The following is a 20,988-nucleotide window of genomic DNA, read 5'->3' on the forward strand; positions in this document are numbered from 1 at the left end:
AGATAATTCTTAATGAAGGATTTCATTTTATGCTTAACTGAGGGTTAACTCGGAAGAATAATACCAAAGAAAACAGACAAACTATTTACAATTTAAAAGTAGGCACGCCGCCCGCATATCAGCCCATCTAAATAATCTGCGTTTTTCTGCTTCATCATCCGTGCCCCATTGAGAAATATTCCAGTCCTCATCCACATGCGCTGCCGCCCATGCTTCTTCCGCAGAAACTATTCCTTCTGCAAGAGATAAGCCCAGTAAAGCAGAACCTGTCAACGTGGTGGCACTATGTAGACCGGTAAGCACAAAGGCTGATGTATGCCGTTTAAGCGCCTTGGAATATGCCTCTATTGCCTCAGGCGGCTGCTCGACATGCATAATGCCCTCAGTGATAACAAAAGGCGCACCTAACGATGAACGTGCCCATTGGATGATTGGATCCCACGCTTTTGATTGAAGTTCAACTAACTTGGCAGGAGATGCAGCTCTGTAAAAAAGCATATCAGTACCGGAGAAACTTACGATCTCGTCAAAGACCGCCTCTGTATTGTCATTAACGCCATCAATCGCTGTGTTGATCATTCGCGTTAACGGCATCTTTGCCGGATCAATGCTCTTTTCCTGTTGCTTCCACTCCAATGCAACTTGATCGGCAATCAGCTTATCTGTCAATGAGAGTGAATTTTTTGCCGGTGTATTAACTGATTTTCCATCAAGTTGAATGACGAATTGATCTGCTTCTTCCACAACGGAAACATCCGTATAGAACCTTTTCGGCAGCGCGGTCTGCTTTTGCACATCACGCATAGGATTCTTTTCTTGTTCGGATTTATCCGACATATCGTTCAGTATATCACGCATGTTTTATCCAATAATATCGATTAATTCTGATGGATTGCTAATAATATGGTTTGCACCTGAATTTTCCAATTCTGAAACGGATGCATAGCCCCAATCCACGCCAACAGATTTCGCATTGGCATGATTTGCCATATCCATATCAAAAGTTGAATCACCAATCACATATGTTGATGAGGCATCAATTCCAACTTCAGCACAACATTCAGTTACCATTGCAGGATGTGGTTTTGAAGGGCAATCATCAGCTGTTCTTATGGGCAGGAAATGATCTCTTAGACCATGCCCCTCCAAAATAGCAATAAGCCCACGTGTAGATTTACCCGTAACAACACCCAAGATAAGTTCGTCTCGCTGTTTCATTTGATCAAGCACATCACGAATACCTGCATATAATGGTTCGAGTAAATTTTCCTGCGTACGGATTTTAAAGAAATGATCCTTATAATTCTGAACAATCTTATCAAGCTGATTGGTCGTTTGGTCTTTAAGAAGAATACCAATCGCATCATGTAACGACAGGCCGATAATTGATTTAGTCTCACTCAAATTCGGTTGGACAAAGCCGTGATCTTCAAAACTTGCTTGCATACAACGATGGATCACATGCGCACTATCAACAAGCGTGCCATCGCAATCAAAAAGAACTAACTTCATCCATCTATTTCCTCAGCATCTTTCTCATCAAACCCGAGTAAGTTCCATGTCTGGACCATATGCGGTGGTAGTGGTGCAGTAACTTCAAGCATGCCGCCAGACGGATGAGGAATAGAAATTCGTCGCGCATGGAGGTGTAATCTTTTTTGAATGCCGTTTGGAAATTCCCAGTTGTAGTCTTTCGTGATGTATTTGGGGTCACCAATAATTGGTGTCTCTAAATATTGAGCATGAACGCGCAACTGGTGGGTTCGACCTGTATGGGGTTCCATCTCTAACCATGTCAGGTTTCGACCGGCAGATATCACTGTGCGATAATGAGAAATTGCATGATCAGCACCCGGCTCGCCATGTTCGCAAACCTGCATTCTATCCCCATCTGGTGTCTGGTGCTTCAAAAGCCACGTCGAAATACGCCCTTCGCTTTTGTACGGCGCACCTTGAACAAGTGCCCAATAGGTTTTCTTTGCATCGCGCGTACGAAACGCAGCTGTTAGTGCTTGCGCGGCACCACGTGTTCTTGCAACGACCAGTACGCCTGATGTATCTCGATCAAGCCTATGAACAAGACGAGGCTTCTCACCCTTTTTATTACGCCATGATTCCAGCATCATATCGACATGACGAACAAGACCAGAACCGCCCTGCACTGCTAAACCAGAGGGTTTGTTAAAAACTAAAACTTTCGGATCTTCGTGTATAAGCATCTGCGCTAACAAATCGCCATCACCATGATTTCTCATCGTTTTTTCAGTGATCGGTTTTGAGCTTTTATGGTCAACATCCAAGGGCGGCACACGCACAGTTTCACCGGACTGAACACGGGTGTCTGACTTTGCTCGTTTTCCATCGATACGAACTTGACCGGAACGGATCAATTTTTGCAGCTTACCAAAGCCAAGCCCCGGATAATGATCCTTAAACCAGCGATCAAGACGCATACCGGCTTCATCATCTTCAACTTTTTTAAGTTCAACGCCAGCCATCTCGGCCCTTTCTAGATCCCAAACGATCTATCAAAAAATATTTCTCGCCAAAGCAAGGCCCAACATAAGCGCCAATATCGCACCAATAACATTGAGCAAGATATACCCAGTTGCTGCTGACAAAGCTCCACGTTCAAACAATAATATGGCATCGAGCGAGAACGCAGAAAATGTTGTATAGCCACCCAGTAAACCGGTCATCAGGAATAGCCGTAAATCTGTTCCAACTCCAACGCGGCGGATAATAAACTCCGCAATCATTCCCATTAAGAAAGAACCAATAACATTAACGACCAAAGTCCCCCAAGGAAAATTCGGGCCAAACCACCTCAGCGCTGCAATGCCTGTTAGATACCGTAAAGAGGCGCCCAAACCGCCGCCAACTGCTACGAGAACAAGATTTTTAATCATAAATGATCTGATAGACGATCAACTATCAAAAACCAAGCGAGAAGTTCTATTCAGGAGCTTTAAGTCTACCTACGTTTCATTTCGCCGCTTGTTCCAAAAATCAAGCCGCTTACGTATGTCTCTTTCAAATCCACGTTCTGGTGGATCATAATAAACCTGACGGTCTAAATTATCCGGGAAAAAATCTTGAGCTGCAAAAGCATCTGGCGCATCATGGTCATATTGATACCCGTCCGAATACCCTTCATCCTTCATCAGTTTAGTAGGTGCATTTAAAATATGTTTCGGTGGCATCAGTGAGCCATGTTGTTTAGCATCGCGCATTGCAGCTTTATAGGCCACATAGACAGCGTTGGATTTGGGCGCGGTCGCTAAATAAACACAGGCCTGCGCCAACGCCAGCTCGCCTTCTGGTGAGCCAAGATAATCATACGCATCTTTGGCTGCATTTGCGATAAGAAGCGCTTGTGGGTCGGCAAGGCCTATATCTTCTGATGCCATGCGAACAAGGCGCCGACCCAAATATAGTGGATCTTCACCTGCATCAAACATGCGCGTTAGATAGTATAATGCTGCATCTGGGTCCGAACCACGAACCGCTTTATGCAGGGCCGAGATGAGATTATAGTGTCCATCTTGGCTTTTATCATAAACAGGTGCACGACGCTGCACGATCTCTGCTAATCCTTCAGCGTCAAAAACCTCATCTTCGCGAGCAGCCCGCCAAACTTCTTCAGAAAGCGTGAGGACCGCACGCCCATCACCATCGGCCATTCGAATAAGACTTGCGCGACCTTCATCATCAAGTGGAAGCTTCTTTCCCTCGACGTCTTCCGCCCGCTTAATAAGTGCGGCAACACTATCATCATTATGAGATTTAAAACTCAGCACTCTAGCACGCGATAAAAGCGCAGCATTTAATTCAAAAGACGGGTTTTCTGTCGTAGCACCGACGAGAATAACTGTTCCATCTTCCATAACAGGCAGAAAACTATCCTGTTGAGCGCGATTAAAGCGATGAATTTCATCTACGAATAATAATGTTTGCTTCCCCGACTGGCGGTGAGCGCGCGCCAACTCAAACACTTTCTTTAACTCACCAACACCGGAGAAAATAGCTGATATCTGCACAAATGCATAATCACCAAAACCAGCCAGCAACCGAGCGACCGTTGTTTTACCTGTACCTGGCGGCCCCCAAAATATCATTGAACCCAGGACTCCGGTTTCAATCATCCGTGTAAGCGCACCATCTGGACCCGTAAGGTGTTCCTGCCCGGAGACTTGAGACAAATCCCCCGGTCGCAAACGATCTGCCAACGGTCGAGACACATCATCGGTCTGTTTACTATCGTTTGAACCGAATAGATCTGCCATTTATCGGAGGACCTGGCGTATGCGCTGGCCATTGCGTATGATCTCTAACCGCCAAAAGCTTGCACCAGCCGATAAAATTTCTTCCAATTGTGCAACACTCTCCAATTCCCGATTAGATACAGACGTAATAATGTCGCCCGCCCTAAATCCATAACGCCCCGCAAGAGCACCACGTTCAATTTTCAAAATGGCGATACCTTTAATATTACTGGGAATCTTCATCTCATTTGCAAGAAACGGGGTCAACAATGCCACTTCAGCTCCAGCAAATGGATTATTGCCCTCTAAAATAGAAGTATTAAACACACCTCCTGCCGGCGGAGCCTCAAGTTTTATTTTCAAACCCTTGTTTTCACCCCGGGTACGAATACTTAGTTCGATAATATCGCCGACCAATGATGTGGATAGCCGATAACCAAGAGCATCTGGGTGCTCAACCGCTTGCCCATTAAAGCCAAACACTAAATCTCCTACCTTTAGCCCTGCCCGCTCGGCTGGTCCCTCCGGCACAATCGCTGTTACAAGCGCACCCTTGGCAACATTTAGTCCAAGCGCTTCGGCAATGTCAGACGTTATGGGATCAAAGCTTGCACCAATGAACGGCCGTACAAATTTATCATTCCCGCCAATTGCTGCCGTCGTGACAGCTCGAACCATATTGGCAGGGATTGCAAAACCAATTCCATTAGACCCGCCAGAACGTGAGAATATTGCCGTATTAATGCCGATCAACTTACCATTCATATCAACAAGCGCACCACCCGAATTGCCAGGATTAATGGCTGCATCTGTTTGAATGAAAAAACCAAAATCAGAAACACCAACCTGATTACGCGCTAATGCTGAAATGATTCCGCTGGTTACGGTTTGCCCAACACCAAAAGGGTTTCCTATCGCCAACACAAGATCACCAACTTCCAACGCATCCGAATCTCCGAATTCCAGCGCGGCAAAACCTCGACCTCCCTCAATTTGCAAGATAGCAAGATCAACGCTTTTATCCTGTAATAGAATACGACTTGAATATTCACGTCCATCAGAGAATGCGACTTTGATATCATCGGCACTCTGAATTACATGATGGTTAGTAATGACGATGCCAGAACTATCGATAACAACACCTGAACCAAGCGATGATTGTTTTTCAGTACGATTGGAAAACTTTTGGCCAAAAAACTGCTCAAAGAAAGGATCACCAGCAAAAGGCGACCTTTGGCGCACCATCCGCTCAGCATAAACATTTACGACAGCATTTGCTGTTTGCTTGACCAGTGGTGCAAATGAAAGCTGCATCTCAGATTGAGACGGCGGATTTTTCTTCAAAGACTGCGCTTTCGACGCTGACCCAGAAGACAAAAGCTGCGCAATCAGGAGCAGTAATATCGCACAAAATAATATGATGTAATTTCGGGGCATTATCATTTTGACCATTAATCGAATTCCGTTCATCCATCTATAGATTCTATATGTAATCAAATCCATCACGCAATAAAATGGAATTTTCATGGCGTCATCCATATTTCTATGGTTAGACTGCTTTTTACTTAGGGGAAAACATGAAAACTAAATATAAAATGCTGGTTATTTCAACACTTATGACCGCTACATTAACTAACATTTCACATGCTGGCTCATCCGGCTATGAACGCTGTTGGGGTGCTGTAGCGATAGGTCCAAACGGTCACGCATGGAGCCACAGCTACTCATCAGAAAACGGAGCTATAAATTCAGTTCGCAATAATTGTAACGGGCCATGCTCCACTATAAAGACGTTCTATAATACCTGTGGCTCTATAGCTTCTGCACCCAATGGCGCCTGGGGTTGGGCTTGGAATGGAAACATGGAAGCAGCAAAAAGCGAGGCAATGAGCTACTGCATGGATAATGGTCAAAATTGTACCCCAAGAGTTTGGGCCTGCTCCAATTAATCTTCCAGAAATAAAATTTCATATCAAACGAAAAAACCGGGTAACATTTGCTACCCGGCTTTCAAAATTTTAACGAACCAAAAACTTATGCGTTTTCAGTTTCCGCTTCATTTTCTTCAGCAGCAACACGTGCTTTATCGGCAGCACCTTTAGCTGAAATATCGCGATCTACGAACTCAACAACAGCCATTGGTGCATTATCGCCGTGACGATAGCCAGCACGCATAATGCGGATGTAACCGCCATTACGAGTTGCGTAACGAGCTGCGATTGTATCAAACAATTTTTTAACAGCATCTTGATCGCGAGTTATCGCAATTGCACGACGACGTGAATGTAGATCACCTTTTTTCGCTAAAGTAACAAGTTTTTCGACGAATGGACGAATTTCCTTGGCTTTAGGTAATGTTGTCGTAATTTGTTCGTGCACGATAAGAGATGCAGCCATGTTGGCAAACATCGCCTTACGGTGACTTGATGTTCTATTGAGCTTGCGGCCTGCTATTCCGTGGCGCATGAGCTTTCTCCTTCAAAGCGGTTTTCAATCCGCAAGTTTAAATCAATATTGTTCTTCGTAACGTTTCGCTAGATCTTCAATGTTCTCTGGCGGCCATGCTTGAACTTCCATTCCAAGATGCAAGCCCATAGAAGCCAGTACTTCCTTGATCTCATTCAAAGACTTACGCCCGAAATTTGGTGTACGAAGCATTTCTGCTTCTGTTTTTTGAATAAGGTCGCCGATGTAAACGATGTTATCATTTTTCAAGCAGTTAGCCGAACGAACTGAAAGTTCCAATTCATCAACCTTCTTAAGAAGAGCCGGATTAAATGCAAGTTCTGCAACTGTATCTTCTTCTTCAGCTTTTTGAGGCTCTTCGAAGTTTACGAAGACTGAAAGTTGATCTTGAAGAATACGTGCAGCAAATGCAAGAGCATCTTCCGCAGTAACCGAACCATCTGTTTCGATCGTCATAAGCAACTTATCATAATCGAGAACTTGACCCTCACGAGTATTTTCAACTTTATAAGAAACTTTTTTGACTGGAGAATAGAGACTATCAACTGGAATAAGACCAATTGGGGCATCTTCAGCACGGTTAGCAGCAGCAGGTACATATCCTTTACCGTTTTTAACCGTGAACTCCATACGAATTTCTGCACCTTCATCAAGCGTACAAATAGCCAGATCAGGATTTAGAATTTCAATATCGCCGACAGTTTGAATGTCACCTGCAGTCACAACTGCTGGACCCTGTTTGCGAACGACCATACGTTTAGGCTCATCACCTTCCATACGGATCGCGATTTCCTTAGTATTCAAAACAATGTCAGTAACATCTTCCCGAACACCCGGAATAGAGGAAAACTCATGCAGAACGCCATCAATCTGCAAAGCAGTTACAGCCGCACCACGCAGCGATGAAAGAAGAACACGGCGCAATGCATTACCAAGAGTAAGGCCAAAGCCACGCTCCAACGGTTCTGCTACAAGTGTCGCTTTCAATTCGCCTGAAACAGCAAATTCTACTTTATTAGGCTTGATAAGTTCTTGCCAATTTTTCTGAATCATATTTTTTAACCTTCCTATTGCTGCACCATCCAATCGTGTCAGCTATGTGAGAAGACGCCCGCCTAAAAAAGACGGACAGACAATATTGATTAACCGCGACGCTGTTTGCGTGGACGACAACCATTGTGCGGAATTGGCGTCACATCACGAATAGACGTGATTGTAAAACCAGCAGCCTGCAAAGCGCGAAGTGCAGATTCACGACCAGAACCTGGGCCACAAACTTCAACTTCAAGCGACTTCATGCCATGATCTTGAGCTTTTTTCGCACAATCTTCAGCCGCAATCTGCGCAGCAAACGGTGTAGACTTACGAGAGCCTTTAAAACCGTTAGCACCAGCAGATGACCAGGCAATCGTATTGCCTTGCTGATCAGTGATTGTAATCATTGTGTTGTTAAACGTTGAATTTACGTGGGCAACGCCCGTAGCAATATTCTTGCGTTCTTTACGACGAACGCGTGTGGCATCTTTTGCCATCGTGTATCCTTCCTTGATATCAACACCGCCGTAATTCCAGCGGCTCCACCCCAATCAAAAAGAACCCCATCTCTCAAAGACAGGGTAAACTTGATTGGAATTATTTCTTTTTACCAGCGATTGCTCTTGCTGGTCCTTTGCGTGTACGCGCGTTTGTACTTGTACGCTGACCGCGAACAGGCAAACCACGACGATGACGCAGGCCGCGATAGCAGCCAAGGTCCATAAGACGCTTGATGTTCATAGAAACTTCCCGACGAAGATCACCTTCAACTTGGTAATCCTGATCGATTGCTTCACGAATTTGCAGAACTTCTGCATCTGAAAGCTCATTTACACGTCGCTCAGCAGGAATACCCACTTTAGTTACGATCTCTTGAGCAAATTTTGGTCCAATCCCATGAATATAACGAAGCGCAATAACAACACGCTTGTTTGTGGGAATGTTGACGCCAGCAATACGGGCCACGTCGTTCTCCTTGTTAACCGATTAAAACCGGTGCTTATACTTAGTAGCATTTACGCTACGTGATTTATAATCCACGACAGACAAAAACGATCAGTACCGCACCTCCTCTTAGGAGAGACGCACCAACCGCCAATTTTTCGCGAGTTGAGCGGTTATTAGCGGATGAGTCGGCATTTCGTCAAGTCATTATGAGATTAATTTGATGCTAAGTTACTTTCCTTCGAACAAAGCGTTAATTTGCGATGTCACATCATCAATGTCAGCCATACCATCAACAGAACGCAAAAGACGCTTTGCGTAATAGTAACCAACAAGAGGCGCTGTTTCTTTATAGTACGTTTGAAGACGATCAACCACTGTTTCAGCACGATCGTCCGGGCGTCGCTTAAATTCAGTTCCGCCACATTTATCACATACACCATCTTTCTCTGGTTTAAGATTTTGGTCGTGATAGCCTGCACCACAATTGCTACAAGTATAGCGGCCGGAAATACGTTCAACAAGCACACTATCATCAACTGCAAGTTCAACAACAGCGTCTAAAGACATAGATTTAGACGCAAGCAATGCTTCTGTTGCATCGGCTTGTTTTAATGTTCGCGGATAGCCATCCAAAATAAAGCCATTTTTACAATCTTCATTTTCAATACGCTCAGAAATAATGGCGTTCACGATATCATCAGATACGAGCCCGCCTGCATCCATGATTTCCTTAGCACGCTTACCCCATTCGGTACCCTCAGCAACCGCTGCACGCAACATATCACCAGTAGACAGTTGGGGTATACCATATCTATCAACTAAACGCTGAGCTTGCGTACCTTTACCCGCACCTGGTGGTCCTAACAGAATTAATCTCATCTACGCTTCTTCCCTCCGCGAAGTTTTGATTTCTTAATCAAGCCTTCGTATTGCTGAGCAAACAAGTGCCCTTGCACTTGCGCCACAGTATCGAGCGTCACACTAACAACAATCAGAAGCGACGTTCCCCCTAGATAAAACGGCACACCAGTTCTTGCGATCAAAAACTCTGGCAATAGACATACAAAAATAAGATATATGGCACCAACTACTGTAATTCTTGTCAAAACACGGTCAATATATTCAGCTGTACGATCGCCAGGGCGAATACCTGGAATATAGCCACCATGGCTCTTCAAGTTATCCGCTGTTTCTTTAGGATTGAATACGATCGCTGTGTAAAAGAACGCAAAGAAGCCAATCAAGAGTGCATAAAACACCATATAAGCAGGTTGCCCGTGACCAAGAGATGCTAAGATAGCTGTCGCCCAATCTGGTAGCGATGACGTGTCTGAAAAACCAGCCAAAGTTGCGGGTAGAAGCAACAAAGACGAGCCAAAAATTGCTGGGATAACGCCTGCTGTGTTCAACTTAAGTGGCAGATGTGAACTATCACCTTGGAACATTTTAGTGCCAACTTGACGCTTCGGATATTGGATCAACAATTTACGTTGCGCGCGTTCAACAAACACAATCAAAGCAATCAAAGCAACAGCCAAAACAAGTACTGCTATGATGATGAACGTTGAAATAGATCCAGTACGACCTAACTCCAGTGTTCCCACAATGGCAGAAGGTAGTGCCGCAACAATGCCAGCAAAAATGATCAATGAAATACCATTACCGATACCACGCGCTGTTACCTGCTCACCCAACCACATGAGGAACATCGTGCCACCAACCAGCGTGATAATAGTAGATATTTTAAAGAACAAACCAGGGTCTGTCACAACCCCTGCTCCGGCCTCAAGCCCAACAGAGATCCCATAGGCCTGCATTGTCGCAAGAATGACAGTACCATAACGTGTGTACTGGTTAATAACCTTGCGCCCCTGTTCGCCATCCTTCTTGAGCTGTTCAAGAGATGGGACAACAGATGTCATCAACTGCATAATAATGGAAGATGAAATGTAAGGCATTATGCCAAGAGCGAAAAGCGCCATGCGCTCCGCTGCACCACCCACAAACATATTAAACAAACCAAGCACACCTTGGCTTTGTCTTTCAAAAGCCTGCGCAAATGCTGCAGGGTCAACACCTGGGATTGGAACATAAGTACCAAGGCGATAAACCAAAAGCGCCGCCAGTGTAAACCAGATGCGCTTTTTAAGGTCTTCTGCTTTTGAAAATGCAGAAAAGTTCAAATTAGATGCGAGCTGTTCGGCTGCCGATGCCATGCCATTCTCCGCGAATTGTTCTGGTCAGGAATATTCCTGATGTGAGAGACATCTGGATCGCAGTAATTTATCGAGAAATCAAGCCGCAAACCGCCTCGTGTGGAAACATAGTTCCCAATATGGGGAAACCGCGCGTCGATTTAAAGATCAACGCGCGGAATATTATTACTATTCGCTCGCTTCTTTTGCAGGCGAAAGAACCGTGATCGAGCTACCAGCTTTTTCAAGCTTTGCGATTGCTGATTTAGATGCGCCAGCAACTTCAAGCTTCAACTTGGCCTTAATTTCACCATCCGCTAAGACACGAACACCATCTTTAATCTTAGAGATAACGCCAGCAGCCTTAAGAGCAGCTGCATCAACCGTTGCCTTAGGGTCAAGTTTCTTAGCATCAACAGCTTCCTGCAAACGACCTAGTGATACAACATTATAATCCGTTGGGAACGGAACGTTGAAACCACGTTTAGGCAAACGACGGTAGATAGGCATTTGACCGCCCTCAAAACCTTTGATTGAAACACCAGAACGAGACTTCTGACCTTTCACACCACGACCACCTGTTTTACCAGTACCAGATCCAATACCACGACCTACGCGTTTGCGTGCTTGGCTTGAACCTTCATTGTTACGAATTTCATTCAGTTTCATGAATACTCTCCCGCCTAGTTCTCTTCGACGATACGAACCATGTGGCTAACGCGAGCAATCATGCCACGTACAGCTGGTGTATCTTCGAGTGTTGAACGACGATGCATCTTATTCAGGCCAAGACCAACAAGTGTCTGGCGCTGAACGTTAGGACGACGAAGTGGGCTACCAGTCTGCTCAATAGTAACAGTTTTGCCCTTTTTTGTATCAGCCATAATAAGGCCTCCTATCGATCGGCGCTAAGCCTATTGATCTTCTACACCCGCAGCAGTGCGGCGAGCTTGAAGCGTTGAATATTTAATACCACGTTGCGCTGCGATATCTTTCGGGTGCATTTGGTGCTTAAGAGCATCAAAAGTAGCACGAACCATGTTATATGGGTTCGAAGAACCTGTTGATTTCGCAACAACGTCTTGCATACCAAGTGTTTCAAAAACCGCACGCATTGGGCCACCAGCAATGATACCAGTACCAGGTTTAGCAGCACGCAAAAGCACTTTACCAGCACCATGACGACCACGAACATCGTGGTGCAAAGTACGGCCAGACCGCAATGGCACAAAAATCATTTCGCGCTTTGCAGCATCTGTTGCTTTACGAATTGCTTCAGGCACTTCACGTGCTTTACCGTGACCAAAGCCAACGCGGCCTTTCTCATCACCAACAACAACCAAAGCTGCAAAACCGAAACGACGGCCACCTTTGACCACTTTTGCAACTCGGTTAATATGAACGAGCTTATCAACGAATTCGCTCTGTTCCTCTTCTTTTCTGCCGCCTTTTCCGCGACGATCGTCTCTTGCCATTGTCCTTGTCCTTATTTTTTTCCGGTTTCAATCGGCAGATTGATTAGAATTTAAGTCCGCCCTCACGAGCAGCCTCTGCAAGTGCTTTTACACGCCCATGGTACAAGAACGCACCACGATCAAAAACAACATCTTTGATGCCGGCTTTATCAGCACGTTCAGCAATAAGTTTACCCACTGCACTTGCAGCAGATGTGTCGGCACCTGTCTTCAAAGATTTACGCAGATCAGTATCCAATGTTGATGCTGCTGCAAGTGTAGTACCTGCAGTATCATCAATAATCTGAACGTAAATGTTCTTTGAAGAGCGATGTACTGACAAACGCGGACGACCATTTGCGACCGCTTTGACTTTACGACGAACACGTGCACTACGACGCGCGATGTCTTTTTTAATGCTAGCCATTTCGCCTCTTCCTTACTTCTTCTTGCCTTCTTTGCGGACAATCCGCTCTTCGGCATATTTCACACCCTTACCTTTATAAGGTTCAGGCTTACGATATTGACGGATCTTTGCAGCAACTTCACCAACAGCTTGTTTGTCGATACCTGTGACAACAATTTCAGTTGGTTTTGGACAAGCAACTGTTACGCCTTCAGGTGGCGTGTAGACAACTTCATGACTAAAACCGAGTGAGAGCTGGACGCCCTTACCCTGCATTGCAGCACGATAACCAACACCGTTGATTTCAAGTTTACGTTCAAAACCCTTTTCAACACCTTCAAGAATGTTGGAAATCATTGTACGCGACATACCCCATTTAGAGCGGGCGTCCTTTGATTTATCAACGGGTGTGACTACGATTTCATTCTCTTCCATTTTGACAAGCACTTCGTCATTTACAACGAATTTCAACTCGCCCTTTGGACCTTTAGCAGTAACCGACTGGCCTTCGACTGTAGCAGTGACGCCGGCTGGGACCGCAATTGGCTTTTTACCTATACGAGACATTGTTCAACCTTCTTTTGAAAAGAACCCTGCTCCGTTAGAATACGGAGCAAAGAACCTCACCACCTACATTTTCTTCACGAGCCTGATGATCAGCCATAACACCCTTAGGTGTAGACAAAATCGTAATACCAAGACCATTCGCTACTTGCGGAATTGATTTCACTGAGACGTAAACACGACGACCAGGCTTAGAAACGCGACCGATTTCCCGGATCACAGAACCTGTGTCTGAATATTTCAATTCAATGCTTAGCTCAGACTTACCATTTTCGAATTCGGATTGTGAATAACCACGGATATAACCTTCAGTTTCCAAAACATCCAATACGCGTGAACGCAATTTAGACGCTGGTGAATTTACAGAAGATTTACCGCGAGCGGCACCATTACGAATACGAGTGAGCATATCGCCCAAAGGATCAGATAAAGACATACTATGCTCCCTTACCAGCTGGACTTAACAAGGCCAGGTATACGACCGAATGAGCCAAGCTCACGCAATGCAATACGAGACATTTTAAGTTTACGGTAGTAACCACGTGGACGACCGGACACTTCACAACGGTTGCGAATACGAGTTTTCGAACCATCACGAGGTAATTCAGCCAATTGAAGAGTAGCTTTAAAACGCTCTTCCATCGGCACTGATTGATCTTTAATTGTCGCTTTTAAAGCAGCACGCTTAGCAGCACTTTTGCTGACTAGGCCGCGGCGACGATTATTCTTCTCAACTGCGCTTTTTTTCGCCATGTTGAATTTCCTTCTCTACGTATGCCGTTACGACTGTTCAGGGAATGGGAAGTTGAACTCTTTTAAAAGAGCGCGAGCTTCATCATCCGTGTTAGCCGTCGTACAAACGATGACGTCCATGCCCCAGATTTGATCAACTTTATCGTAATTGATCTCAGGGAACACAATGTGTTCTTTAATACCCATGGCAAAGTTGCCACGACCATCAAAGCTTTTTGGATTCAATCCACGAAAGTCACGTACGCGTGGAAGCGCAACAGTCACCAAACGATCCATGAATTCATACATACGCGCACCGCGAAGTGTAACCTTCGCACCAAGTGGCATCTCTTCACGAACTTTAAAGCCCGCGATAGATTTACGTGCATGCGTAATAACTGGCTTTTGACCCGCAATATCTGCAAGGTCTTTAGCCGCAATCGCTGGCTTCTTAGAATCAGCAGTTGCTTCGCCGACACCCATATTGATAACAATCTTATCAATTTTAGGAATCTGCATTTCGTTATTATATTTAAACTGCTCCTGCATTGCTGCACGGATACGGTTTAGATAATCGGTCTTAAACCGAGGGATATAATTTTCCTTAGCCATCGATCACTTCTCCGGAACGCTTAGCCACTCGTACTTTTTTGTCACCCTCAACTTTAAAACCAACACGTGTTGGCTTACCATCTTTCGGATCAGCAATTGCTATATTTGAAAGTTGGATTGGAGCTTCTTTAGTAACGATACCAGCTTCAGTTGTCTGACTTTGTTTCTGGTGACGTTTGACAACGTTAATACCAGCGACAACAGCACGACCTTCTTTTGGAATAACTTTTAAAACAGCGCCAGAACGACCCTTGTCTTTACCAGTCAATACGACGACGTTGTCGCCTTTACGAATTTTTTGCATGAGATCCGTTCCTTACAACACTTCAGGAGCCAGCGAGATGATCTTCATGTGCTTTTTAGCACGAAGTTCACGTGGAACTGGTCCAAAAATACGCGTACCCATAGGCTCACCAGCATTGTTAACCAATACTGCAGCACTTGAGTCAAAACGGATAACACTTCCGTCAGCACGACGCAGGTCTTTAGCTGTACGAACAACTACAGCTTTAACTACGTCACCTTTTTTCACACGGCCACGCGGAATAGCTTCTTTGACCGAACATACAATAATGTCGCCCACAGAAGCATATTTACGCTTAGAACCGCCTAGCACCTTGATGCACATGACACGACGGGCGCCGGAATTATCCGCGACGTCGAGGTTTGTTTGCATCTGAATCATGTCAGAACGCCTTCTTATTTATGCTGGACAGTTACTCCAAGGCCCCATTGCCCGCAGTCTTATCCAACTATTCGAGTTGTCTTAGAACAAGTCAGATTTTTTTCAACCAAAATCTGACCCAAAATGTCATTTTTATGAAAAAAGGGACATAAAGGTAAATACCCTGCCCCGATTATCACAGTTTTAGAAGCTGAACCGCCAAAATTAGCTAGTTACAACAGTCCAACGCTTATCTTTCGAAATTGGTGCACATTCCTGAATAGAAACGGAATCACCAGCTTTGAACTGATTTGCTTCATCATGCGCCTTATACTTTTTTGTACGGCGTACAATTTTTCTCAAAACTGGGTGCGGGAACGAACGTTCGACGCGGACGACCACAGTTTTATCGTTTTTGTCACTCACAACAGTGCCCTGTAGAATGCGTTTAGGCATAACTTATTCCTTTAAGCCTTAGCTTGGGCCGCCTTCTGGCGGGCGATTGTTTTAATGCGCGCAATATCACGGCGCACTTGTTTCACACGAGATGTATTCTCAAGTTGGCTAGTTGCAGCCTGAAAGCGCAGGTTAAACTGCTCTTTCTTTAGCTTTGCAAGTTCATCACCAAGCTGATCTTCGCTCATTGCGTGGACATCATTAGCTTTCATGATAATCTCTCCTAATCAGCAATACGCTGGATGAAACGTGTCTTAACGGAGAGCTTTGCAGATCCCAGACGTAACGCTTCACGAGCAATATCTTCATTCACACCATCGATTTCAAACATCACGCGGCCAGGTTTAACCTTGCACGCCCAATAATCGACGGAACCTTTACCCTTACCCATACGGACTTCGGTTGGCTTTGCAGTCACCGGAACGTCAGGGAAAATGCGGATCCAAACACGACCAGCACGTTTCATGTGACGGGTAATGGCACGACGGGCAGCTTCAATCTCACGCGCGTTAACACGATTTGGTTCCTGCGCCTTTAGACCATATGATCCAAAGTTAAGATCCGAACCGCCTTTTGCAGCACCCTTGATCTTGCCCTTAAACTGTTTGCGAAATTTAGTTCGCTTTGGTTGTAACATTATATTTCTCCGAACCTATCGCTTACGCTTTTTCGCGACGACGATTGCCACCGGCATTATCATTTTCAGATGCACGACGCTCTGAAGCCATAGGATCATGCTCAAGGATTTCGCCTTTAAAGATCCAAACTTTAATACCGCAAATACCATATGCAGTAAGAGCTTCTGCAACACCATAATCGATGTCCGCACGAAGTGTGTGCAATGGCACACGACCTTCACGATACCACTCAGTACGCGCAATCTCAGCACCACCCAAACGGCCAGCACTTGTGATCTTGATACCCAAAGCACCCAAACGCATAGCTGATTGAACAGCACGTTTCATAGCACGACGGAATGCAACACGACGTTCAAGCTGCTGAGCAATTGATTGAGCAACAAGTGTTGCATCAATCTCGGGCTTACGAACTTCAACAATGTTCAAGTGTGTTTCAGAATTCGTCATTGCCGACAATTTCTGACGCAACTTCTCAATGTCTGCACCCTTCTTACCGATGATGAGACCAGGACGAGCTGTATGAATTGTCACGCGGCATTTCTTGTGAGGACGTTCGATAACGACCTTGGCAACACCAGCTTGTTTCAACTTATCGACGATGAATTCACGAATTTTCATATCTTCATGAAGCAGATCACCATATTCGCCTTGATCGGCATACCAACGGCTATCCCATGTACGGTTCACACCAAGACGGAAACCAATTGGATTAATCTTCTGACCCATTATGCAGCCTCCTCAGTTTGAACTTCTCTCACGACAATTGTTAAGTGAGAAAATGGTTTCAAGATACGCGTTGAACGACCACGACCGCGGACGCGAAAACGTTTCATCACGATTGATTTACCAACGTATGCTTCTGCAACAATGAGATTATCAATATCCAAATCATGATTATTCTCAGCATTAGCAATTGCTGACTGAAGTGTTTTCCGCACTTGATCAGATATGCGTTTGCGAGAAAACTCAAGATCAGCCAATGCTGCATCTACTTTCTTGCCACGGATCAATTCCGCAACAAGATTGAGTTTTTGCGGGCTGATACGAAGCGTGCGAGCAACTGCTTGCGCTTCATTATCTGCGAGCCGACGTTCTGTCTTTGCCTTGCCCATAACTACTTCCTCTTCGCTTTCTTATCCGCGCCGTGACCATAATAGGTACGGCTTGGAGCGAATTCACCAAATTTATGGCCAACCATGTCTTCTGAGATCATCACTGGAATGTGCTTCTGACCATTATAGACACCAAATGTTAGACCTACGAACTGTGGTAGAACCGTAGAACGGCGAGACCACATTTTAATCACTTCGCTGCGACCGCCTTCGCGAACCTTCTCAGCCTTTTTGAGAAGATAGCCGTCAACAAAAGGACCTTTCCAAACTGAACGAGCCAATATAGACTTCCTCTCTTATTTCTTACGCTGATGGCGAGAACGCATAATAAATTTATCCGTCGCCTTATTTTTACGTGTCCGTTTACCCTTTGTTGGTTTACCCCAAGGAGAAACCGGGTGACGACCACCAGAAGTACGGCCTTCACCACCACCATGTGGGTGATCGACCGGGTTCATAACAACACCACGAACATGTGGGCGTTTACCGCGCCAGCGTGTACGGCCAGCTTTACCATCATTCGTGTTCATGTGATCTTGGTTAGACACAGCACCGATTGTTGCCATGCAACGACCAGAAACTAAACGTGTTTCACCAGAGTTCAGGCGAAGGATCGCCATATCTTGATCACGTCCAACAAGTTGAACATATGTACCAGCTGAGCGAGCAATCTGACCACCCTTTTCCGGCTTCATTTCAACATTGTGTACGATTGTACCAACTGGCATTGCTGCCAATGGCATTGCATTACCAGGTTTAACATCGACAGAGCTCTGAGAAGCAATAACTTTATCGCCTGCAGAAATGCGCTGTGGAGCCAAGATGTATGCAAGTTCACCATCATCATATTTAACAAGAGCAATAAACGCTGTGCGGTTTGGATCATATTCCAAATGCTCAACTGTGCCCTGCACGTCAAATTTCCGACGTTTGAAGTCAATTTTACGATATGTACGTTTGTGACCACCACCAATGTAGCGAGCTGTCACACGACCCATATTGTTGCGGCCACCTTTCCCAGTAAGACCTTCTGTCAAAGATTTGACGGGCTTACCTTTATAAAGGGCTGAACGATCTACGATAACCAGCTGGCGCTGACTAGGGGTCGTTGGATTAAAGCTTTTTAATGCCATCTTACTGTTCCTTATAGACCCGTAGAGACATCGATAGATTGGCCTTCAGCCAATGTTACGATTGCCTTTTTAACATCGCTCTGTTTGCCTACGATACCTTTAAAGCGCTTAACCTTGCCCTTGCGAACAAGAGTGTTAACTGCTTTTACCTTAACGCCAAACAAAGCTTCAACTGCTGCTTTGATTTCTGGCTTGGTAGCTGTACGTGCAACATTAAAAACGACTTGGTCATTATCTGAAGCCAAAGTTGCTTTTTCCGTAATCGCCGGTGAGACAATTACATCATAGTGATGAAGATCCGTCATGCTAAACGCTCCTCAAGAGCTGCGACTGCATCTTTTGACAAAACAAGTTTGCCACGACGCAAGATGTCGTAAACGTTGATACCTTGAACAGGCAAAACATCAACATTAGGAATGTTTTGCGCAGCCAACTTAAAGTTATTATCCAACTCTGCACCACCAATGAAAAGAGCATGCGTAATGCCCATTTTATCGAGCGCGACAGTTAGACCTTTTGTTTTTGGATCTTTTGAAGCCAACTCATCCATGATGATCAGTTCATTCGCAGCAGCCTTCGCAGAAAGTGCATGCTTAAGAGCAAGTGCACGGACTTTTTTAGGCATTGAATGTGAATGATCACGAACAACTGGACCATGAGCCTTACCACCACCACGGAATTGCGGCGCACTTGCAGCGTGGTGACGAGCTTTACCCGTACCTTTTTGCTTGTACAATCTCGCACCAGTGCGGTTAACCTCGGAACGACCCAATGTTTTATGAGTGCCCTGTTGTTTTTTGGCCAACTGCCAACGAACAACGCGTTGAATAAGATCTTGACGCGGCTCTAGACCGAATACTGAATCAGAAAGCGTTACTTTACCACTTTCCTTACCAGCCAATGTGTTTACTGAAATATCCATTACTCAGCTCCCTCGCTTGCAGCTTCTGTGGAAGCAGCTTGACGAAGACCTGCCGGAATAGGAGCATCTGAAGGTAGCGCAACTTTAATCGCATCACGAACAGTAACCCAAGTTCCTTTAGAACCAGGCACAGCGCCTTTGATCAAAAGCAAACCACGATCAACATCAGTAGATACAATCTCTAGGTTCTGAGTAGTCACTCGGGTTTGCCCCATGTGACCAGCCATTCTTTTACCTTTGAAAACCTTACCAGGATCTTGACAAGCACCCGTTGAACCGTGTGAACGGTGGGAGATCGAAACACCATGAGAAGCGCGTAAACCACCAAAGTTATGACGCTTCATAGCACCAGCAAAACCTTTACCGATTGAAGTACCCGTAACATCAACAAGCTGACCACCAACAAAGTGACTTGCAACAATCTCAGAACCAACTTCAATTAAGTTGTCCGCGGAAACGCGAAACTCAACAACTTTTGACTTAGGCTCGACACTTGCAACAGCAAACTGACCACGCTCGGCCTTATTTGTGTTTTTAACTTTTGCTTTGCCTACACCAACCTGGACGGCTGTGTAACCATTCTTTTCTTCTGTCCGTTGACCTACCACCTGGCAGTTCTCCAGACGTAAAACAGTAACAGGAATGTGTACTCCGGCGTCATCATAGACTCGGGTCATCCCTACTTTCTGTGCAACTACACCTGAACGCATTGGTTCATCCTTTTTAGAGTATGTTGTGAGAAGCCTCACATCACTCATTAGTTTTAATTCCCAAGAGGAGCTGTTTTGACGATGTTGCCAAATTTGAGCTCGTAAAGAATTGTTTGTTCAAACCTCTTGCTCGAAATGTTAAAACGCTCCGAACAAGCTTACTTATCTGAGACCTTAAAGTTTGATCTCTACGTCAACACCAGCTGCAAGGTCTAGCTTCATAAGAGCATCAACTGTTTGCGGAGTTGGATCAACGATATCTAAAAGCCTTTTATGTGTGCGCATTTCAAACTGCTCACGGCTTTTCTTATTTACGTGCGGCGACCGGTTCACAGTATATTTCTCAATACGTGTAGGAAGCGGAACTGGACCACGAACTCGTGCACCTGTACGCTTAGCAGTCGACACGATTTCACGTGTAGACGTATCGAGGATCCTGTGATCAAACGCTTTTAAGCGAATGCGGATATTTTGGCCGTTCATTGGGCGAATCCTTGTTTAAGAGATGAGCGCGCGACATGTACGACGCGCGCCCTAATTAACTGTTAATTATTCAGTGATTGATGCAACGATACCGGCACCAACTGTGCGGCCGCCTTCGCGGATCGCAAAGCGAAGCTGGTCTTCCATCGCGATTGGAACGATCAACTCAACGTCGACTGTTACATTATCGCCT

The 20,988-nt window shown here is 45.2% G+C and carries 34 protein-coding genes and 1 pseudogene; 1 reads left to right on the forward strand and 34 read right to left on the reverse strand.

From position 1 onward, the window contains the following. Positions 1-81: 81 nt before the first annotated feature. From AB2J24_RS11200 to AB2J24_RS11225, 6 genes are all read right to left on the reverse strand, one after another. Positions 82-858 carry an ATP12 family chaperone protein gene (locus AB2J24_RS11200; RefSeq protein WP_367385538.1) on the reverse strand — a complete coding sequence of 259 codons (777 nt, stop codon included), beginning with the start codon at positions 856-858 and terminating at the stop codon, positions 82-84. A gap of 3 nt (positions 859-861) precedes the next feature. Then, positions 862-1,512 carry an HAD-IA family hydrolase gene (locus tag AB2J24_RS11205; RefSeq protein WP_367385539.1) on the reverse strand — a complete coding sequence of 217 codons (651 nt, stop codon included), beginning with the start codon at positions 1,510-1,512 and terminating at the stop codon, positions 862-864. Further along, positions 1,509-2,498 carry an RluA family pseudouridine synthase gene (locus tag AB2J24_RS11210; RefSeq protein WP_162654006.1) on the reverse strand — a complete coding sequence of 330 codons (990 nt, stop codon included), beginning with the start codon at positions 2,496-2,498 and terminating at the stop codon, positions 1,509-1,511. Before AB2J24_RS11210 ends, AB2J24_RS11205 begins: the two co-directional genes overlap by 4 nt. A gap of 30 nt (positions 2,499-2,528) precedes the next feature. Next, positions 2,529-2,909 carry a fluoride efflux transporter CrcB gene (gene crcB / locus AB2J24_RS11215; protein WP_420883646.1) on the reverse strand — a complete coding sequence of 127 codons (381 nt, stop codon included), beginning with the start codon at positions 2,907-2,909 and terminating at the stop codon, positions 2,529-2,531. Between the two features lie 69 nt (positions 2,910-2,978). Then, positions 2,979-4,286 (reverse strand): replication-associated recombination protein A, encoded by a 1,308-nt coding sequence (locus AB2J24_RS11220; RefSeq protein ID WP_367385540.1) that lies wholly within the window; start codon positions 4,284-4,286, stop codon positions 2,979-2,981. After that, positions 4,287-5,702, reverse strand: coding sequence for a DegQ family serine endoprotease (locus AB2J24_RS11225; protein WP_420883651.1), 1,416 nt, complete (start codon positions 5,700-5,702; stop codon positions 4,287-4,289). It lies immediately after the preceding gene. 140 nt (positions 5,703-5,842) lie between these two features. On the opposite strand from AB2J24_RS11225, the gene AB2J24_RS11230 reads away from it, so the two are divergent. Beyond that, complete coding sequence (locus AB2J24_RS11230; protein WP_367385541.1) at positions 5,843-6,214, forward strand: DUF4189 domain-containing protein; 372 nt, start codon at positions 5,843-5,845, stop codon at positions 6,212-6,214. Positions 6,215-6,299: 85 nt separating this feature from the next. Here the strand turns inward: AB2J24_RS11230 and rplQ are convergent, their stop codons facing one another. The 28 genes and pseudogenes from rplQ to tuf form a co-directional block, all read right to left on the reverse strand. Further along, positions 6,300-6,731 carry a 50S ribosomal protein L17 gene (gene rplQ / locus AB2J24_RS11235; protein WP_367385542.1) on the reverse strand — a complete coding sequence of 144 codons (432 nt, stop codon included), beginning with the start codon at positions 6,729-6,731 and terminating at the stop codon, positions 6,300-6,302. A gap of 42 nt (positions 6,732-6,773) precedes the next feature. Beyond that, positions 6,774-7,784, reverse strand: a complete 1,011-nt coding sequence (locus AB2J24_RS11240; RefSeq protein ID WP_162654010.1) for a DNA-directed RNA polymerase subunit alpha — start codon at positions 7,782-7,784, stop codon at positions 6,774-6,776. Between the two features lie 89 nt (positions 7,785-7,873). Beyond that, positions 7,874-8,263: a 30S ribosomal protein S11 gene (gene rpsK / locus AB2J24_RS11245; protein ID WP_162654011.1), complete on the reverse strand. Its 390-nt coding sequence runs from the start codon at positions 8,261-8,263 to the stop codon at positions 7,874-7,876. Between the two features lie 100 nt (positions 8,264-8,363). Continuing rightward, positions 8,364-8,732: a 30S ribosomal protein S13 gene (gene rpsM, locus AB2J24_RS11250; RefSeq protein WP_162654012.1), complete on the reverse strand. Its 369-nt coding sequence runs from the start codon at positions 8,730-8,732 to the stop codon at positions 8,364-8,366. A gap of 210 nt (positions 8,733-8,942) precedes the next feature. After that, entirely contained in the window at positions 8,943-9,593 is a 651-nt protein-coding gene (locus AB2J24_RS11255; RefSeq protein WP_367385543.1) for an adenylate kinase, read from the reverse strand. After that, entirely contained in the window at positions 9,590-10,930 is a 1,341-nt protein-coding gene (gene secY, locus AB2J24_RS11260) for a preprotein translocase subunit SecY (RefSeq protein WP_162654014.1), read from the reverse strand. The genes AB2J24_RS11255 and secY overlap by 4 nt, the downstream gene beginning before the upstream one ends. Positions 10,931-11,098: 168 nt before the next feature. After that, positions 11,099-11,578, reverse strand: coding sequence for a 50S ribosomal protein L15 (gene rplO / locus AB2J24_RS11265; protein WP_162654015.1), 480 nt, complete (start codon positions 11,576-11,578; stop codon positions 11,099-11,101). Between the two features lie 14 nt (positions 11,579-11,592). Next, a complete protein-coding gene (rpmD, locus tag AB2J24_RS11270) occupies positions 11,593-11,793 on the reverse strand; it encodes a 50S ribosomal protein L30 (protein WP_162654016.1) in 201 nt (66 codons plus the stop codon). A 30-nt stretch (positions 11,794-11,823) separates the two neighbouring features. Next, the gene (gene rpsE / locus AB2J24_RS11275) at positions 11,824-12,384 is read right to left on the reverse strand and encodes a 30S ribosomal protein S5 (RefSeq protein WP_162654017.1); all 561 of its coding nucleotides are present in this window, start codon (positions 12,382-12,384) and stop codon (positions 11,824-11,826) included. A gap of 43 nt (positions 12,385-12,427) precedes the next feature. After that, complete coding sequence (rplR, locus tag AB2J24_RS11280) at positions 12,428-12,790, reverse strand: 50S ribosomal protein L18 (RefSeq protein ID WP_162654018.1); 363 nt, start codon at positions 12,788-12,790, stop codon at positions 12,428-12,430. Between the two features lie 12 nt (positions 12,791-12,802). Beyond that, complete coding sequence (gene rplF, locus AB2J24_RS11285; RefSeq protein ID WP_162654019.1) at positions 12,803-13,336, reverse strand: 50S ribosomal protein L6; 534 nt, start codon at positions 13,334-13,336, stop codon at positions 12,803-12,805. 34 nt (positions 13,337-13,370) lie between these two features. Beyond that, complete coding sequence (gene rpsH, locus AB2J24_RS11290; protein ID WP_162654020.1) at positions 13,371-13,769, reverse strand: 30S ribosomal protein S8; 399 nt, start codon at positions 13,767-13,769, stop codon at positions 13,371-13,373. Positions 13,770-13,780: 11 nt separating this feature from the next. After that, positions 13,781-14,086 carry a 30S ribosomal protein S14 gene (rpsN, locus tag AB2J24_RS11295; RefSeq protein ID WP_162654021.1) on the reverse strand — a complete coding sequence of 102 codons (306 nt, stop codon included), beginning with the start codon at positions 14,084-14,086 and terminating at the stop codon, positions 13,781-13,783. A 27-nt stretch (positions 14,087-14,113) separates the two neighbouring features. Continuing rightward, the gene (gene rplE / locus AB2J24_RS11300) at positions 14,114-14,677 is read right to left on the reverse strand and encodes a 50S ribosomal protein L5 (protein ID WP_367385544.1); all 564 of its coding nucleotides are present in this window, start codon (positions 14,675-14,677) and stop codon (positions 14,114-14,116) included. Further along, a complete protein-coding gene (gene rplX, locus AB2J24_RS11305; protein ID WP_367385545.1) occupies positions 14,670-14,981 on the reverse strand; it encodes a 50S ribosomal protein L24 in 312 nt (103 codons plus the stop codon). The genes rplE and rplX overlap by 8 nt, the downstream gene beginning before the upstream one ends. A 12-nt stretch (positions 14,982-14,993) precedes the next feature. Further along, complete coding sequence (gene rplN, locus AB2J24_RS11310) at positions 14,994-15,362, reverse strand: 50S ribosomal protein L14 (RefSeq protein ID WP_162654024.1); 369 nt, start codon at positions 15,360-15,362, stop codon at positions 14,994-14,996. Positions 15,363-15,566: 204 nt separating this feature from the next. Next, on the reverse strand, positions 15,567-15,797 hold the full coding sequence (rpsQ, locus tag AB2J24_RS11315) for a 30S ribosomal protein S17 (RefSeq protein ID WP_162654025.1): 231 nt from the start codon (positions 15,795-15,797) through the stop codon (positions 15,567-15,569). A gap of 11 nt (positions 15,798-15,808) precedes the next feature. Further along, a complete protein-coding gene (gene rpmC / locus AB2J24_RS11320) occupies positions 15,809-16,009 on the reverse strand; it encodes a 50S ribosomal protein L29 (protein WP_367385546.1) in 201 nt (66 codons plus the stop codon). An 11-nt stretch (positions 16,010-16,020) separates the two neighbouring features. After that, positions 16,021-16,434, reverse strand: coding sequence for a 50S ribosomal protein L16 (gene rplP / locus AB2J24_RS11325; protein WP_162654027.1), 414 nt, complete (start codon positions 16,432-16,434; stop codon positions 16,021-16,023). A gap of 22 nt (positions 16,435-16,456) precedes the next feature. Continuing rightward, positions 16,457-17,161: a 30S ribosomal protein S3 gene (rpsC, locus tag AB2J24_RS11330; RefSeq protein WP_367385547.1), complete on the reverse strand. Its 705-nt coding sequence runs from the start codon at positions 17,159-17,161 to the stop codon at positions 16,457-16,459. Beyond that, the gene (gene rplV, locus AB2J24_RS11335; RefSeq protein WP_162654029.1) at positions 17,161-17,547 is read right to left on the reverse strand and encodes a 50S ribosomal protein L22; all 387 of its coding nucleotides are present in this window, start codon (positions 17,545-17,547) and stop codon (positions 17,161-17,163) included. Before rplV ends, rpsC begins: the two co-directional genes overlap by 1 nt. Positions 17,548-17,549: 2 nt before the next feature. Next, entirely contained in the window at positions 17,550-17,828 is a 279-nt protein-coding gene (gene rpsS / locus AB2J24_RS11340) for a 30S ribosomal protein S19 (RefSeq protein ID WP_162654030.1), read from the reverse strand. A 15-nt stretch (positions 17,829-17,843) separates the two neighbouring features. After that, positions 17,844-18,680: a 50S ribosomal protein L2 gene (gene rplB, locus AB2J24_RS11345; RefSeq protein ID WP_162654031.1), complete on the reverse strand. Its 837-nt coding sequence runs from the start codon at positions 18,678-18,680 to the stop codon at positions 17,844-17,846. An 11-nt stretch (positions 18,681-18,691) separates the two neighbouring features. Further along, positions 18,692-18,985: a 50S ribosomal protein L23 gene (locus AB2J24_RS11350; protein WP_162654032.1), complete on the reverse strand. Its 294-nt coding sequence runs from the start codon at positions 18,983-18,985 to the stop codon at positions 18,692-18,694. Next, positions 18,982-19,602, reverse strand: coding sequence for a 50S ribosomal protein L4 (gene rplD / locus AB2J24_RS11355; RefSeq protein ID WP_162654033.1), 621 nt, complete (start codon positions 19,600-19,602; stop codon positions 18,982-18,984). The genes AB2J24_RS11350 and rplD overlap by 4 nt, the downstream gene beginning before the upstream one ends. Next, positions 19,602-20,312 (reverse strand): 50S ribosomal protein L3, encoded by a 711-nt coding sequence (gene rplC / locus AB2J24_RS11360; protein ID WP_162654444.1) that lies wholly within the window; start codon positions 20,310-20,312, stop codon positions 19,602-19,604. Before rplC ends, rplD begins: the two co-directional genes overlap by 1 nt. Positions 20,313-20,486: 174 nt before the next feature. Next, positions 20,487-20,795: a 30S ribosomal protein S10 gene (rpsJ, locus tag AB2J24_RS11365; protein ID WP_162654034.1), complete on the reverse strand. Its 309-nt coding sequence runs from the start codon at positions 20,793-20,795 to the stop codon at positions 20,487-20,489. A 66-nt stretch (positions 20,796-20,861) separates the two neighbouring features. Next, a pseudogene (tuf, locus tag AB2J24_RS11370) lies at positions 20,862-20,988 on the reverse strand (elongation factor Tu); the annotation flags it as partial.

Source organism: Lentilitoribacter sp. EG35 (assembly GCF_040784015.1).
GTDB lineage: Bacteria > Pseudomonadota > Alphaproteobacteria > Rhizobiales > Rhizobiaceae > Lentilitoribacter.

Coding starts and splice junctions, on each gene's coding strand:
- rplB (WP_162654031.1), bottom strand. CDS start 18,680: ATGGCATTAAAAAGCTTTAATCCAACGACCCCTAGTCAGCGCCAGCTG.
- rplE (WP_367385544.1), bottom strand. CDS start 14,677: ATGGCTAAGGAAAATTATATCCCTCGGTTTAAGACCGATTATCTAAAC.
- rpsH (WP_162654020.1), bottom strand. CDS start 13,769: ATGTCTTTATCTGATCCTTTGGGCGATATGCTCACTCGTATTCGTAAT.
- AB2J24_RS11205 (WP_367385539.1), bottom strand. CDS start 1,512: ATGAAGTTAGTTCTTTTTGATTGCGATGGCACGCTTGTTGATAGTGCG.
- secY (WP_162654014.1), bottom strand. CDS start 10,930: ATGGCATCGGCAGCCGAACAGCTCGCATCTAATTTGAACTTTTCTGCA.
- rplX (WP_367385545.1), bottom strand. CDS start 14,981: ATGCAAAAAATTCGTAAAGGCGACAACGTCGTCGTATTGACTGGTAAA.
- AB2J24_RS11210 (WP_162654006.1), bottom strand. CDS start 2,498: ATGGCTGGCGTTGAACTTAAAAAAGTTGAAGATGATGAAGCCGGTATG.
- AB2J24_RS11230 (WP_367385541.1), top strand. CDS start 5,843: ATGAAAACTAAATATAAAATGCTGGTTATTTCAACACTTATGACCGCT.
- rplP (WP_162654027.1), bottom strand. CDS start 16,434: ATGTTACAACCAAAGCGAACTAAATTTCGCAAACAGTTTAAGGGCAAG.
- rpsJ (WP_162654034.1), bottom strand. CDS start 20,795: ATGAACGGCCAAAATATCCGCATTCGCTTAAAAGCGTTTGATCACAGG.
- rpsC (WP_367385547.1), bottom strand. CDS start 17,161: ATGGGTCAGAAGATTAATCCAATTGGTTTCCGTCTTGGTGTGAACCGT.
- rplC (WP_162654444.1), bottom strand. CDS start 20,312: ATGCGTTCAGGTGTAGTTGCACAGAAAGTAGGGATGACCCGAGTCTAT.
- AB2J24_RS11200 (WP_367385538.1), bottom strand. CDS start 858: ATGCGTGATATACTGAACGATATGTCGGATAAATCCGAACAAGAAAAG.
- AB2J24_RS11240 (WP_162654010.1), bottom strand. CDS start 7,784: ATGATTCAGAAAAATTGGCAAGAACTTATCAAGCCTAATAAAGTAGAA.
- rpmC (WP_367385546.1), bottom strand. CDS start 16,009: ATGAAAGCTAATGATGTCCACGCAATGAGCGAAGATCAGCTTGGTGAT.
- rplV (WP_162654029.1), bottom strand. CDS start 17,547: ATGGGCAAGGCAAAGACAGAACGTCGGCTCGCAGATAATGAAGCGCAA.
- rplF (WP_162654019.1), bottom strand. CDS start 13,336: ATGTCTCGTATAGGTAAAAAGCCAATTGCGGTCCCAGCCGGCGTCACT.
- rplO (WP_162654015.1), bottom strand. CDS start 11,578: ATGAAACTGAATGAAATTCGTAACAATGAAGGTTCAAGCCAAGCACGC.
- AB2J24_RS11255 (WP_367385543.1), bottom strand. CDS start 9,593: ATGAGATTAATTCTGTTAGGACCACCAGGTGCGGGTAAAGGTACGCAA.
- AB2J24_RS11225 (WP_420883651.1), bottom strand. CDS start 5,702: ATGCCCCGAAATTACATCATATTATTTTGTGCGATATTACTGCTCCTG.
- rplQ (WP_367385542.1), bottom strand. CDS start 6,731: ATGCGCCACGGAATAGCAGGCCGCAAGCTCAATAGAACATCAAGTCAC.
- rpsN (WP_162654021.1), bottom strand. CDS start 14,086: ATGGCGAAAAAAAGCGCAGTTGAGAAGAATAATCGTCGCCGCGGCCTA.
- rplD (WP_162654033.1), bottom strand. CDS start 19,602: ATGGATATTTCAGTAAACACATTGGCTGGTAAGGAAAGTGGTAAAGTA.
- rplR (WP_162654018.1), bottom strand. CDS start 12,790: ATGGCTAGCATTAAAAAAGACATCGCGCGTCGTAGTGCACGTGTTCGT.
- crcB (WP_420883646.1), bottom strand. CDS start 2,909: ATGATTAAAAATCTTGTTCTCGTAGCAGTTGGCGGCGGTTTGGGCGCC.
- rpmD (WP_162654016.1), bottom strand. CDS start 11,793: ATGGCTGATACAAAAAAGGGCAAAACTGTTACTATTGAGCAGACTGGT.
- AB2J24_RS11220 (WP_367385540.1), bottom strand. CDS start 4,286: ATGGCAGATCTATTCGGTTCAAACGATAGTAAACAGACCGATGATGTG.
- rpsK (WP_162654011.1), bottom strand. CDS start 8,263: ATGGCAAAAGATGCCACACGCGTTCGTCGTAAAGAACGCAAGAATATT.
- rplN (WP_162654024.1), bottom strand. CDS start 15,362: ATGATTCAGATGCAAACAAACCTCGACGTCGCGGATAATTCCGGCGCC.
- rpsE (WP_162654017.1), bottom strand. CDS start 12,384: ATGGCAAGAGACGATCGTCGCGGAAAAGGCGGCAGAAAAGAAGAGGAA.
- rpsQ (WP_162654025.1), bottom strand. CDS start 15,797: ATGCCTAAACGCATTCTACAGGGCACTGTTGTGAGTGACAAAAACGAT.
- AB2J24_RS11350 (WP_162654032.1), bottom strand. CDS start 18,985: ATGACGGATCTTCATCACTATGATGTAATTGTCTCACCGGCGATTACG.